This is a genomic window from Nocardia sp. IFM 10818 (genome assembly GCF_054655275.1).
The window spans coordinates 2,620,862-2,634,179 of the sequence record NZ_BAAHJH010000001.1; the positions used below are offsets into that span (position 1 = coordinate 2,620,862).

13 protein-coding genes are annotated in these 13,318 nt (G+C 69.4%); 11 read left to right on the top strand and 2 right to left on the bottom strand.

All coding sequences use genetic code 11. From position 1 onward, the window contains the following. Positions 1–30 precede the first annotated feature (30 nt). Together ACYQ5L_RS12000 and ACYQ5L_RS12005 are read left to right on the top strand one after the other, a co-directional pair. On the top strand, positions 31–1,545 hold the full coding sequence (locus ACYQ5L_RS12000; RefSeq protein WP_459957436.1) for a cobyric acid synthase: 1,515 nt from the start codon (positions 31–33) through the stop codon (positions 1,543–1,545). A gap of 66 nt (positions 1,546–1,611) precedes the next feature. Further along, complete coding sequence (locus ACYQ5L_RS12005; RefSeq protein WP_459957437.1) at positions 1,612–2,175, top strand: beta/alpha barrel domain-containing protein; 564 nt, start codon at positions 1,612–1,614, stop codon at positions 2,173–2,175. Positions 2,176–2,240: 65 nt separating this feature from the next. Here the strand turns inward: ACYQ5L_RS12005 and ACYQ5L_RS12010 are convergent, their stop codons facing one another. Continuing rightward, entirely contained in the window at positions 2,241–3,275 is a 1,035-nt protein-coding gene (locus tag ACYQ5L_RS12010) for an alpha/beta hydrolase (protein WP_459957438.1), read from the bottom strand. Between the two features lie 173 nt (positions 3,276–3,448). On the opposite strand from ACYQ5L_RS12010, the gene mqo reads away from it, so the two are divergent. From mqo to ACYQ5L_RS12055, 9 genes are all read left to right on the top strand, one after another. Then, the gene (gene mqo, locus ACYQ5L_RS12015; RefSeq protein WP_459957439.1) at positions 3,449–4,972 is read left to right on the top strand and encodes a malate dehydrogenase (quinone); all 1,524 of its coding nucleotides are present in this window, start codon (positions 3,449–3,451) and stop codon (positions 4,970–4,972) included. A gap of 18 nt (positions 4,973–4,990) precedes the next feature. Then, the gene (locus ACYQ5L_RS12020) at positions 4,991–5,440 is read left to right on the top strand and encodes a GNAT family N-acetyltransferase (protein ID WP_459957440.1); all 450 of its coding nucleotides are present in this window, start codon (positions 4,991–4,993) and stop codon (positions 5,438–5,440) included. A 226-nt stretch (positions 5,441–5,666) separates the two neighbouring features. Next, positions 5,667–7,796, top strand: coding sequence for a VWA domain-containing protein (locus tag ACYQ5L_RS12025; RefSeq protein WP_459963403.1), 2,130 nt, complete (start codon positions 5,667–5,669; stop codon positions 7,794–7,796). Between the two features lie 85 nt (positions 7,797–7,881). After that, entirely contained in the window at positions 7,882–8,187 is a 306-nt protein-coding gene (locus ACYQ5L_RS12030; protein WP_459957441.1) for a DUF4333 domain-containing protein, read from the top strand. A gap of 455 nt (positions 8,188–8,642) precedes the next feature. After that, complete coding sequence (locus tag ACYQ5L_RS12035; protein WP_459957442.1) at positions 8,643–8,819, top strand: hypothetical protein; 177 nt, start codon at positions 8,643–8,645, stop codon at positions 8,817–8,819. A 135-nt stretch (positions 8,820–8,954) separates the two neighbouring features. Next, complete coding sequence (gene cobO / locus ACYQ5L_RS12040) at positions 8,955–9,575, top strand: cob(I)yrinic acid a,c-diamide adenosyltransferase (protein WP_459957443.1); 621 nt, start codon at positions 8,955–8,957, stop codon at positions 9,573–9,575. Further along, the gene (locus tag ACYQ5L_RS12045; RefSeq protein WP_459957444.1) at positions 9,569–11,026 is read left to right on the top strand and encodes a cobyrinic acid a,c-diamide synthase CobB; all 1,458 of its coding nucleotides are present in this window, start codon (positions 9,569–9,571) and stop codon (positions 11,024–11,026) included. Before cobO ends, ACYQ5L_RS12045 begins: the two co-directional genes overlap by 7 nt. 404 nt (positions 11,027–11,430) lie before the next feature. Next, on the top strand, positions 11,431–11,784 hold the full coding sequence (locus ACYQ5L_RS12050; RefSeq protein ID WP_459963404.1) for a cobalamin biosynthesis protein: 354 nt from the start codon (positions 11,431–11,433) through the stop codon (positions 11,782–11,784). Between the two features lie 9 nt (positions 11,785–11,793). After that, positions 11,794–12,114 (top strand): hypothetical protein, encoded by a 321-nt coding sequence (locus ACYQ5L_RS12055; RefSeq protein ID WP_459957445.1) that lies wholly within the window; start codon positions 11,794–11,796, stop codon positions 12,112–12,114. Positions 12,115–12,210: 96 nt separating this feature from the next. Here ACYQ5L_RS12055 and ACYQ5L_RS12060 read toward each other — a convergent pair whose 3' ends face one another. Further along, a complete protein-coding gene (locus ACYQ5L_RS12060) occupies positions 12,211–13,311 on the bottom strand; it encodes an Rv3169 family protein (RefSeq protein ID WP_459957446.1) in 1,101 nt (366 codons plus the stop codon). Between the last annotated feature and the right edge of the window lie 7 nt (positions 13,312–13,318).

Consider the following 13,318-nt stretch of genomic DNA (forward strand, 5'->3'; position numbering starts at 1 on the left):
GCTGCGCCGTGTTGACGAAGGGCGGCGCGCGTGAAGGGCGTGCTGCTTGTCGCCGGCACCACCTCTGACGCGGGCAAAAGCGTTGTCGTGGCCGGGCTTTGCCGGATGCTGGCGCGGCAGGGCGTGCGGGTCGCGCCGTTCAAGGCGCAGAACATGTCCAACAATTCCGTCGTCACCCTCGACGGCGGGGAGATCGGGCGCGCCCAGGCCCTGCAGGCGCGCGCGTGCGGGCTGGAGCCGAGCGTGCGGTTCAATCCGGTGCTGTTGAAGCCGGGCAGTGATCGGCGCTCGCAGCTGGTGGTGCGGGGCAAGGCGATCGACACCGTCGGGGCCAAGGATTACTTCCGGCACCGGACCGCGCTGCGGGCCCTCGTGGCCGAGGAATTGGCTTCGCTGCGGGCGGAATTCGATGTGGTGATCTGCGAGGGCGCGGGATCGCCCGCCGAGATCAACCTGCGCGCAACGGATCTGGCGAACATGGGGCTGGCGCGGGCGGCGGACCTGCCCGTGGTCCTCGTCGGCGATATCGATCGCGGGGGAGTGCTGGCGCATCTGTTCGGGACCGTGGCGATCCTGGAACCCGAAGACCAGCAGTTGATTTCCGGATTCATCGTCAACAAGTTCCGCGGTGACGTGGAGCTGCTGCGGCCCGGCATCGATCAGCTCACCGAGCTCACCGGGCGGCCCACTCTCGGGGTGATCCCCTTCGCCGAGGACCTGTGGATCGACGCCGAGGACTCGCTCGGCACTGTCGCCGACGCACCGGTCGGGCGACCCCGGCCGCCGCTGGGCGGGACCTGGCTGACGGTCGCGGCCATCCGGCTCCCGCGGATCTCGAACTCCACCGATGTCGAGGCGCTGGCCTGTGAGCCCGGCGTCGCCGTCCGCTGGGTGGACGATCCCTCCCGACTGGCCGGGGCCGATCTCGTGGTGTTGCCGGGCAGCAAGGCCACCGTCGGCGATCTCGAGTGGTTGCGCCGCACGGGCCTTGCCGCGGCGCTCACCGAGCGCGCGGCGGCCGGCGGCCCGATCCTCGGCATCTGTGGCGGCTATCAGATGCTCGGCCGGGTCATCGCCGACGAGGTCGAGTCCGGGGCCGGTGAGGTTCCGGGACTGGGCCTGCTGGATCTGGAGATCGAGTTCGCCGATCCCAAGGTGCTGCGCCGTTCCGCCGGTCACAGCGGGGAAATCCCGGTGCGCGGCTATGAGATTCACCACGGCCGGGTGCGGTTCAGCGGCGACGAGCCCTGGCTCGAGCTCGGCGGAATCCCCGAAGGCAGTGTGCGCGGGGCGATCTGGGGCACGCACCTGCACGGCGCGCTGGAATCCGACGAATTCCGCCGAGCCTGGCTGCGTGCGGTCGCCGTTGCGGCTGGTTGCACGGATTTCATTGGGGCAGAAGACGTTTCGGTCGCAGACGAGCGCACCCGGCAGCTGGACCTGCTGGCCGACCTCATGTCGGCCCATCTCGACCTCGCCGCACTCGAAAAGCTCATCGCCGGTGGGGCTCCCGTCGACCTGCCGACACTCACTGTTCATCGGTGACGCCGCTCACGGCAATCCGTGCGACTCCCGCCGGGGACCTCCGGCGGCCGTGTAGCGTAATTCGATATGGAATCTCGGCGGATCACGGTCGGTGACCGCGTATGGACCGTGCGGGTCGGAGGCAACGAATCCCGGCACCACGTAGTCCTGCTACCCGATGCGGGCGATCCGGCCGACGTGTACGACGAGGTCTGCGCCCGGCTGCAGACCTCGGATTTGCGCACCATCGTCATCGAGACGGCCGACGGGCTCGACACCACGACCGTATTCGCCATCCTCGACGAACTGCGGGTGCCCTGGGCCAATCTGGTCGGCTGCGGCGCCGGCGCGGCGCTGGCCTGGCAGCTGGCCGCGCGCGGCTTCGGCCGGTTCATGAGCCTCATCGCCGCCGGCAGCGGCCATCCCGCCACCCCCGGCGCGGACGGGACCATCGCGGACGCGAGCTGCCCGCCGGTGGAGATCCCCACCACCCTGCTGGCCACCAAGCGGCTGCCGCCGGAGCTCGCCGAAGCCTCCGGCCGCCACGTCTACGGCGAATTCCGGCTGGTGCCGGTCGATGTCGCGGACGTGGCCACCGAAGCGGGCAGCGAGCTGGCCACCGAGATCGTGCTACGCACCAGCTTCTGGTGACCCGGCCGCCGCATCAGGCCCGGAGTCGGCAGCCTGCGTAACCACGGAGGGCTCCGCGGCGGCCGCTAGGACACCGCCGAGAGCCACTCCAGCCAGGAATCCAACTCGGCGAACGCCTCGGTGCGCGGCTTCTCCGACGAGAGGAACACGTCGTGACGTGCGCCTTCGATGGGGACGATATTGGTGCGATCGCCGAGGCAGCCCGACCAGCGCTGGATCTGGCGCACATCGAGCACCACATCGGCCACATCGGCGGCCGGGCCGTACTTGCTCATGAACTTGGTGATCTTGGACCGCAGCACCAGCGTGGGCACGCCCACGTCCAGGCCCTGATGCACGCGGGCGTGCCCGCGGCGGATGGCGCGCAGCCAGCCGGCGTGAACCGGGAAGCCGGTCAACGGTTTCCAGTCCAGGTTGTAATCCCATTCGCCGGAGGCGGTGCGGTGCAGACTGTCGCCGTAGGTGGAGATGACGCCCAGCGGCAGCTTGGTCATGGCGCTCAACCGGCCGATGCCGTGAATCAGCGCCGTGCCCACCGAGCGGTAGTACGCGGGCCCCTGCAGGTCGAACCACGGGCTGTTGAGCACCAGCCCGGTAATGCCCTGCGCGCGGGCCCCGCCCGCCGAGTTGAGGCGGTTGAGCCACAGCGAGGTCACCAGCCCGCCGGTGGAGTGTCCCATGACCAGCACCGGCAGCCCGGTCTCCTCGCGCACGATCTGCAGCGAGCGATTCAATTCGGCGTCGTAGAGCGCCAGATCGCTGACATAGTGCGGGGTTTGCCCGGCCCGCGAGGAACGCCCGCACTTGCGCAGATCGAGTGCGTAGAAGGCATACCCGCGCGCGGCCATGTGCTGGGCCAGATGCTCCTGGAAGAAGTAGTCGGTGAACCCGTGCACATACAGCACGGCCCGGGTCACGGTCGGGCGCTCGGCCGGCGCGTAGCGCACCAGCGTGGCCACCACATCACCCTCGCCGTCCGGGTCCGGGCCCAGCGGGATGGTCAGTTGCTGGTAGTCCGCTCCGAGCACATCGGGCTGCCAGGAGCCCGTGGCCTGCGCGGGGGCGGAGGTGGTCGCGGTGGAGGACGTATCGGAGCTCACATGCCCAAGGCTAATGCCGCCGTCGCCCGATGGCGTGTGGAGGTATCTCTCACATTCGGCCTTTTCGTTGCGGGATTTCCACGTGTCCAGGGGCACAATCGGTCTTAGGTGAACGACGGGTAACCTAAGCGCCGCTGGGTTGCCATACAAAGACAAGGAAGTCGATCAACGCCGTGTCGAACGCTGCCACGATTGAAAAGACCGATGTAGTCCTCATCGGTGCCGGCATCATGAGTGCCACCCTCGGCGCACTGCTTCGACAGGTGCAGCCCGATTGGTCGATCACCCTCTTCGAGCGGCTGGACGCGGCCGCCGCCGAGTCCAGCGATCCGTGGAACAACGCCGGTACCGGCCACTCCGCGCTGTGCGAGCTGAACTACACGCCGCAGAACGCCAAGGGCGAGGTCGAGATCACCAAGGCCGTCGACATCAACGAGCGTTTCCAGGTGTCGCGGCAGTTCTGGTCCTACGCGGTCGAGAACGGCGTGCTGGCCAACCCGTCGAACTTCATCAACCCGATTCCGCACGTGAGCTTCACCCACGGCGCGGCCGGCGTGGAGTACCTGCGCAAGCGCTACGAGGCGCTGGCGCGGCATCCGCTGTTCCAGGGCATGGAGTTCATCGACGACGCCGACGAGTTCGCGCGGCGACTACCGCTGATGGCCAAGGGCCGCGACTTCTCCGATCCGGTCTCGCTGAACTGGACCGAGTCCGGCACCGATATCGACTTCGGCGAGCTCACCAAGGAGTTGCTCGCCTACCTCGGCGCGTCCGGGGCGGATATCGCCTTCGGGCACGAGGTCAAGGACCTGACCAAGCAGTCCGACGGCTCCTGGATGGTCAAGGTCCGCAACCTGCGCAATGGCAAGGTGCGGGTCATCAAGTCCAAGTTCGTGTTCGTCGGCGCGGGCGGCGGCGCGCTGCCGCTGCTGCAGAAGGCGGGCATCAAGGAGATCTCCGGCTTCGGCGGCTTCCCGGTGTCGGGCCTGTTCCTGCGCTGCACCAACCCGGACCTGATCGCCCAGCACGAGGCCAAGGTCTACGGCCAGGCCTCCGTCGGCGCGCCGCCGATGTCGGTGCCGCACTTGGACACTCGCGTCATCAATGGTGAGCGCGGCCTGCTGTTCGGCCCGTACGCCGGCTGGACGCCGAAGTTCCTCAAGGACGGCAAGATGACCGACCTCCTCAAGTCGGTCAAGCCGAACAACCTGTTCTCCATGCTCGGCGTCGGCGTCACCGAGATGGGCCTGGTCAAATACCTGGTCTCCGAGCTGCTCAAGTCGCAGGCCGGCCGGGTGGGCGTGATGGAGGAGTTCATCCCGCGCGCCGACGGCCACGACTGGGATCTGATCATCGCCGGCCAGCGCGTGCAGGTCATCCGGCGCAAGGGCGCGGGCGGCGTACTGGAGCTGGGCACCGCGGTCGTGGCGGCCGAGGACGGCACCATTGCCGGTCTGCTCGGCGCCTCCCCGGGCGCGTCCACCTGTGTGAGCGCCATGCTGGACGTCATGCGCAAGTGCTTCCCGCGCGAATTCGACGGCTGGGAGCCGAAACTCAAGCAGATGGTGCCCTCGCTGGGTGTGCGACTGTCCGAGAATCAGGCCCTGTTCCAGGAGGTCTGGGACTGGTCCAACAAGGCGCTGCACCTGGACGGAACCAACACGCCGAAGCATGCCGGGGTTTCTTCTCACGCATAGTTGTGATAGCAACAATCGATGATGTCAACGGTTGCTCTCAAAAGGTCGTGGGCCGAAGATCTCGACACCGCGACGCTGTACAAGCTGTTGAAACTGCGCGTCGAGGTGTTCGTCGTCGAGCAGAAATGTGCCTACCCGGAACTCGACGGCTTCGACCTGCTCCCGGAAACCCGCCACTTCTGGCTCGACGACGAGGGTGACATCGTCTGCACCCTGCGCCTGCTCGAGGAACACGAGAACGGTGTGAAGTCCTTCCGCATCGGCCGCGTGTGCACCACCCCGTCCGCACGCGGCCACGGCTACTCCAACCGGGTGCTGCAGGCCGCCCTGGCCGAAGCCGGCTCGGCGACCGTGCGCTTGAACGCCCAGAGCTACCTGGCCGACATGTACGCCAAGCACGGCTTCAAGGTCGACGGCGAGGAATTCCTGGACGACGGCATCCCGCACGTTCCGATGCGCCGAGGCTGACCAACCGCTCACGCGCCCGCTGTGGATACCCACAGCGGGCGCGTGGCGTTTAGGCGTGGGCACAGACAGCGGCTAGCGGCGAGCTGAGGCGGAGCGACTGAGGTGGGTGGCTGAGCCGGGCCGGGGCCGCCGACGGCCGGCATACGGGCCAGAGGAGGCCGCCATGAGCGGCGCGCATAGAGTTGGGGGCGTGTCCGTTTCCTCTGTGGCTCCCTATTCCGAATCCGTGCGCACGGGCGGGTCGTCCGGTGACGAGGCCGGGTTCCCGTTCTCAGCGGTCGTCGGGCAGGAGCGGTTGCAGCTGGCGTTGATCCTGTGCGCGGTGCATCCCGGCATCGGCGGCGTGCTGGTGCGCGGCGAGAAGGGCACCGCCAAGTCGACCGTGGTGCGCGCGCTCGCGCAGCTGTTGCCGCCGGTGGTGGACGAGAGCGGTGCGCGTCCCGCCCGCCTGGTGGAACTGCCGGTCGGCGCCACCGAGGACCGCGTCGTCGGCTCCCTGGACCTGGAGCGCGTGCTGCGCGACGGGGAGCAGGCGTTCAAACCCGGTCTGCTGGCCGCGGCGCACCACGGCGTGTTGTACGTGGACGAAGTGAACCTGCTGCACGACCATCTGGTGGACGTGCTCCTCGATGCGGCCGCCATGGGCCGGGTGCACATCGAACGCGACGGCGTATCCCATTCCCACCCCGCACGATTCGTGCTCGTCGGCACCATGAACCCCGAGGAGGGCGAACTCCGCCCGCAGCTCCTCGACCGCTTCGGCCTGACGGTCGACGTCGTCGCCTCCCGGGACGTGGACGTGCGCATGGCGGTCGTCCGCCGCCGCCTCGACTACGAAGCCGATCCGGCCGCCTTCGCCGCCCGCTACGCCGCCGCCGATCGCGATGTCGCGGAACGCATCCTGACCGCCCGCGACCGCCTCGCCGATGTCGAACTCGACAATGTGGAACTCCGCCGAATCGCCGCCCTGTGCGCAGCTTTCGATGTCGACGGCATGCGCGCCGACCTGGTCGTCGCCCGCACCGCCACCGCCCACGCCGCGTGGCGGGGCAGCGCGGAGGTGACCGAGGCCGACGTCCGGATCGCCGCCGAACTGGCCCTCCCGCACCGCCGCCGCCGAGATCCCTTCGACGAGCCGGGAATCAGCGAAGAACAACTCGACGACGCCATGCAGCAGGCGGCGGAAGAAGCCACCCGGGCCGAGCGGCAGAACGGCGGTGCCGACGACCTGGGAAAAGGTGAAGCGGTCCCGCAGGACGATGCGGGGCCGCAGCACCTGACCGAGGACGGCTCCCAGGGGCCGGACGACGACCCGGACGGCGGACCCGATTCGCCTGGGGGAGGAGCGGATTCGCCCGAATCGTCGTCCACCCAGCATGGACCGGATACGCCGCCCTCCAGTGACCCCGCCGGATCGGATTCGGCAGGCGATCCGAATCTCACTGGCAGCAGCCGGGATTCGTCCAACAAATCCGACTCCCGGGGCGAGCCTGATTCGCGGGGCGAGTCCGATGCGCAAGGCCGCCCCGCCCGCGAGGGCCGTACCGCCGCACCCACCGGGTCGATCGCCAAGCCGCCCCGCTGGGAGGTCCCCGGCATCGGCGAAGGCGCCCCCGGCCGCCGCTCCCGCGCCCGCACCCGCAACGGCCGCGTCGTGCGCGCCATCGCCGAGACCGGCGCCGGCCTGCACCTGCTCGGCACCATCTTCGCCGCGGCCCCCCACCAGCGCGCCCGCGGCCGCTCGTCCGGCCCACTGGAATTCGCCCCCGGCGACCTGCGCGGCGCGTATCGCGAAGGGCGCGAAGGAAACCTGGTCGTCTTCGTGGTGGACGCCTCCGGCTCCATGGCCTCCCGAGACCGCCTCGCCGCGGTCACCGGCGCAGTCATCGCCCTGCTGCGCGACGCCTACCAGAGCCGCGACAAGGTAGCCGTGATCACCGTCCGGGGCCGAGACGCCGAACTCGTCCTCCCACCCACGTCCTCGGTGGACATAGCGGTCCGCCGCCTCAGCACCATGCGCACCGGCGGCAAAACCCCTCTGGCCCAAGGCCTCCTGAAGGCCCGCGAAGTCCTCCGCCGAGAGCGGGTCCGCGACCCCCACCGCCGCCCCCTCCTGGTCATGCTCACCGACGGCCGAGCCACCGGCGGCCCCGACCCCGTCCCCCGCGCCCGGGCCGCCGCCCGCCTCCTCGCCGCCGACTCCATCACCGCCATGGTCGTCGACTGCGAACGCGGCATGATCCGCCTGGGCCTGGCCCGCGACCTGGCCACCGACCTGCGCGGCGGCTACCTGCGGTTGGCCGAACTCACCGGCGACGCCGTAGCAGGAGTAGTCCGCGCCACCAGCGCAGCCTGAGCCCCCGCACCGACTGGCACCGCTCGCCCCCGTCGCGCAAGCCGAACACAATCGAGCGGCAAGCGCCCCGCCCTACCGTCGCCCCATGAAACTCGTTCGCGCCCTTGCCCTGTCGTTGTTCGCCATCGTGACGACGGGATGCTCGATATCCACCGATCCCGATCCCAGAGTCGACGAGGCCGACCTCGAGCACTCCGTCCAGCAAACACTCACCGACCAGGTCGGGCAACGCCCGGATTCGATCGACTGCCCCGGCGACCTCACCGGAACGGTAGGCACCACAATGCGCTGCACCCTGTCCTCCGCCGGCTCCCAAATCGGCCTCACCATCGAGGTCACAGGCATCAAAGACGGCAAGATCGCCTACAACGTCGAAGTAGACGCCAACTGACACCCAAACCCGATGGCCACGTCCAGCCCGTCTGGTCTCCAGCCCGTCCACTCTCCAGCCGGTCCGATCGCCAGCCGGTCCGATCGCCAGCCCGGCCGATCGCTAGCTGGTGCGATTTCCAGCTGGTGTTGGCTCGAACTGGTGCGGACACGAGCCCGTCGGGTCCCCAGCCCGTGTGCTTGTGTGTTGGTCCGCCGCAGGCGAACTGTCGATGAACGGTAGGGATGACAGTTGGTGCATCGACTGTGTGGGTTCGGGGCCGTCTCGATTTTGGACTGAGTGGAGCGTGCGTCGGAGCGGGGGAGCGAAGCGGAGGAGCTCCGGCGTGCGCGGAGGGAGGGAAAAATCGAGACTGTCAGGCCCCGAACCCCGCCGGAGCGAAGCGGAGGCAAATCAAACACAGCCACGAGCGGTCCCGGATGGAACTCCCCGCCCTCCCGGTTCGTCTGAACGATATGGGGATTTTTCGTCGCAACAGATCGCGCCGCCGCAGAGAGGTGGCCGAAGCCGGTGGGGACGTGGCCGGTGAGGCCGTGATCGGCGCGGCCGAGGCCGTGACGTCCGGCGCGCTGCACGCGGTCGGCGCCGGCCTCGGGCGGATCCTCTCGGCGATCGCGCACGCTCTGACCTGAGCGTTCCGCACCGCTCTGACCTGAGCGCTCCACACCGCCCGCCGACCCGCGCCCGCCGGTGGCGCCGCGCCCCCGGTATGGCACCGTTGGGGGCGAGTGGCCGGAGGCGGCCGTGCGGTGAAAGGAGCTCGTTCGATGCCCAAGGGTGTTCCGCTGCCGGAAAGCATTCCCGACGACGGACTCACGACTCGGCAACGGCGCAATCAGCCGGTCCTGGCGGTGCACACCGGCCCGGGCAAGGGGAAGTCGACCGCCGCATTCGGCATGGCCTTGCGCGCCTGGAACCAGGGCTTCGATATCGCGGTCTTCCAATTCGTGAAGAGCGCGAAATGGAAAGTGGGCGAGGAAGCCGCCTTCCGCACCCTCGGTCAATTGCACGAGGAGAAGGGCGTCGGCGGCGCGGTCGAGTGGCACAAGATGGGCGAGGGCTGGTCCTGGACTCGCAAGCACGGCAGCGATGAAGACCACGCCGCGGCCGCCCTGGCCGGCTGGCAGGAAATCGCCCGGCGCCTCGCCGCCGAACAACACCGCTTCTACGTGCTCGACGAATTCACCTACCCGATGAAGTGGGGCTGGGTCGATGTCGACGAGGTCGTCGAAACCCTGCGCAACCGCCCCGGCAACCAACATGTCGTGATCACGGGCCGTGATGCCCCGCAAGCGCTCATCGACGCCGCCGACCTGGTCACCGAGATGACCAAGGTGAAGCACCCCATGGACGCGGGCCGCAAGGGCCAGCGGGGCATCGAATGGTGAGTGTGCCCGCGGTGGTGATCGCCGCCCCGGCTTCGGGCAGTGGCAAGACCACCCTCGCCACCGGATTGATCGGCGCGCTGCGGCGGGCCGGACATCGGGTCGCGCCGTTCAAGGTGGGGCCGGACTACATCGACCCCGGCTACCACGGCCTCGCCGCCGGACGCCCCGGCCGCAACCTCGACCCGGTCCTGGTCGGTGCGGAGCGGGTGGTTCCGCTGTACCGGCACGGCAGCCAGGGCTGCGATATCGCCGTGGTCGAAGGCGTCATGGGTTTGTTCGACGGCCGTATCGACGAAAACAACACCGCACCTGTCGCCGAAGGCTCCACCGCCCAGATCGCCGCCATGCTCGGCGCCCCCGTCATCCTGGTCGTCGACGCCCGCGGCCACAGCCAGAGCCTCGCCGCCCTCCTGCACGGCTTCGCCACCTTCGACACCGGAATCCACCTCGGCGGAGTCATTCTCAACCGCGTAGGCAGCGAACGCCACGAACAGGTCCTGCGCGCCGCCTGCGCCCGAGTCGGCCTCCCCGTCCTGGGTGCTCTCCCGCGCATGGCCGAATTGGCGGTCCCTTCACGGCATCTCGGCCTGATCCCCGCCGTTGAGCACGGAACGGCCGCCCAGGCCGCCACCGACGCCATGACCGAGCTCGTCGCCGCGCACGTCGACCTGCCCGCCGTGGCCGCCCTCGCTGCCTCGAATACGACTGGGCCACTGTGGGACCCGGTCGGCGAGCTGCATGCCGCCGGCTCGATCGACAGCCGCGCCGGTCGGGCAGTCCCGGCTGCCGATGTCGCCGAAACGTCGGCTGGTTCGTCGCCGAGCGCCCCGGTCCTGGCAATCGCCGGCGGCGCGGCCTTCACCTTCGGCTACGCCGAACACCGCGAACTCCTCGCCGCGGCGGGTGCGCGGGTAGTCGCCTTCGACCCCCTGCGCGACGACCTGCCTTCCGGCACAGCGGGACTGATCCTCCCCGGCGGCTTCCCCGAAGAACACGCCGCCGACCTGGCCGCCAACACCCCTCTCCTGGAATCCATCGCCCACCGCGCCCGCGCGGGCATGCCCATCCACGCCGAATGCGCCGGTCTCCTCTATCTGACCCGCTCACTCGACGGACACCGCATGGCGGGTGTAATCGACGCCGAAGCCGAATTCGGCCCCCGCCTCACCCTCGGCTACCGAGACGCCGTAGCCCTCACCGCCTCCCCACTCTGGCAACCCGGCGAACGGGTCCGCGGCCACGAATTCCACCGCACCCGCCTCACCACCCCCGCCTCCGCCCCACCCGCCTGGGCCTGGCGCTCCCCGTCCGGCGAGACGGTCCGCGAAGGCACAGCCGTAAACCGAGTCCACGCCTCCTACCTCCACGCCCACCCCGCAGGCAACCCCACCGCAGTGGCCCGCTTCGTCTCCGCCGCAGCGGATTTCGCCACTTCACACGCACCGGCCTGACGTCGATGCCCAGCCGGGACCCCGCGTGTGTGCCGATGGCGGCGACACCCCGAACCGTCCGCCCGCTCTCAACAGGCGGCGCGAGTCGTCGAGCCCCGCGTCCTCTGCACCGCCGGCATATCTGTGCCAGCCCAGCCGACCGCCCGCGAGCGCGCCCCACTGGCGGTGACACGCCACCAGTGACCCGCCGAAGCGCCACTAACCCCCGCCCGTGTGTCGAGTGTGCACCAACAGCGGTGATACGCCGGAATCGCCGGAGTTCATTGCACACTCGACGAGCCTAGGGGCGGGCGAGTGTGCACTGGCGGCGGGGTTACGGCGTATTTGCCCGGGTTGGCTGCACACTCGATGGTGTGGGAGATGGAGTGCGACGTAATGACGTGCGGGGAGAGTTGGCGGTTGGCGTGGGAATGCGGGTCGGGGTGACACCCGAGGCGATTGTGGCAGCGGTGCGAGAAGCGGTGGGGGAGCGCCCGATCGGCTGCTTGGCCTCGGTGGACCGCCGGGCGCGGGAGCCGGGTCTGGCAGCCGCGGCGGAATACCTCCGCGCGCCGGTGGTGGCGTTCTCCCCGGAGGAACTGGCAACAGTCGCAGTCCCCACGCCGTCGGCACGCACCGCGGCGGCGATCGGCACACCCAGCGTGGCGGAAGCGGCCGCGCTGCTCGCGGCGGGGAGCGATCGGCTGGTGGTCCGCAAGACAGTGATCGGCGGGATTACGGTCGCGGCGGCGGTGATCCGGGACCAGGGCGAGATCTAAGCTGCGGTTGTGGTGTATTCGACCGAGGGGGCCGGCCGGTGGCGGGGATTCTCGGCGCTCTGGTTCGTCATGGGCGCGGTGGGGTTCCTGGTGGCGGCGGCTGTGTCCGTCCTTCTCTACGATGTGCAGAGCTATCGGCGAATTCCGTTGGAGTTCTGGGTATCTCCCATAGTTGTTTGGGTGCTCGCGGGTGGCGTCGCATGGGCATCGGGGTGGGTCGCGCGCCGGCTGGGCCGGTCGCCGTACTGGGGGATCGGTGCGGGGTTCGCGGTGTTCCTGCCCGGTGAGTACCTCTGCGCGGTGGCTGTGGCGAACTACCTGTGGTACTAGCGAAACGAATCCGCCGCACCCGCCGGCTGGTTGGTACCGGCGGGTGCGGCGGGGCGAATCACGGTTGCAAGGGAAGTGATTCGCGGATACGGGGAGTCAGGGGGCGACCGAGCCCCAGTCGGCGAAGCCGGTGGGGTCGTGGCGGCCGAGGCTGCCGTGTTCGAACAGGCCCCAGCCCTCGGCGCCGTTGCAGCGGGCCTTGCCGACGTGGTCGATGACGCCGAAGGGGATGCGGCCGGCCAGGGCGGGATCGGAGAGGTCGTAGAGTCGGCTCTCGGACCAGTTGCGCCCCTTCCATTGGCCGTGCAGCCAGTCCGGGTCGCCGCCGTAGCCGCAGCCGACGTTCAACGCCACGAAGGTGCCCGCCTCCACCTCGACCTCGAGGGGCTTGCCGTCGGGCGCGGTGAGTTCCAGGCGCAGCGCGGTGGGGATGCGGGTGCCGGACTTGTAGGTGAGATGCACTCGCGGCCAGCCCAATTGCTCGATGCGCCCGTCCGCCCAGATGCGGGTGGCGTCATTGAGGGTGCGGAAGCCGTTGGGCTCCTCCTGGACGATGACGATGATGGAGAAGTCGTCGAAGCGCAGCGGCACGTAGAGCCACCAGAACCCTTCGGAGGGTTCGTCGGCCACGCGCCCGGCCGGGTCGCCGTCGCCGACGGGCCGGATGCCCCAGGAGCGGTCGCGGGTGCCGGTCCACACGGCGGGATCGACGGTGAAGTCGGTCCCGTCGACGGCGAGGGTGCCCGACCAGGAACCGACCTGAGCGAAACGCTGGGCGTCGATAATGGGCCGGTTCAGCCCGGTGATGATGGTGTGCGGCTCCTCCTGCACGACGGGGAAGGCGCCCTCCCAGGTCATGTCGAAGGACAGATCCTCGTGTTCGCACACGACGCGAAGCTTCTGCAAGGGCTCCACGATCTCGATGCGGTAGCCGCCGACCTTGGTGTCCAGGCTGCGTTCGGTGAGCGCGTCGGAGAACCGCACCGCGCGCTGCTGATCCCCGCGGCGCACGGTGGCGAAGGCGTCGATCACCCCGAGGTTCGGGTACACGCCGAACCCGGTGACCAGGAAGGTGCCGTCGTCGCGATCGCAGGCGTTGAAATAGCTGCGGTCGTAGAAGTTCCGATCGCTGGTGCCGACCCGCGCCATGGGCAGCGGGGTCTGGTGGATGGGGTATTCGTCCAGTGGACCGATCATGGTCAGT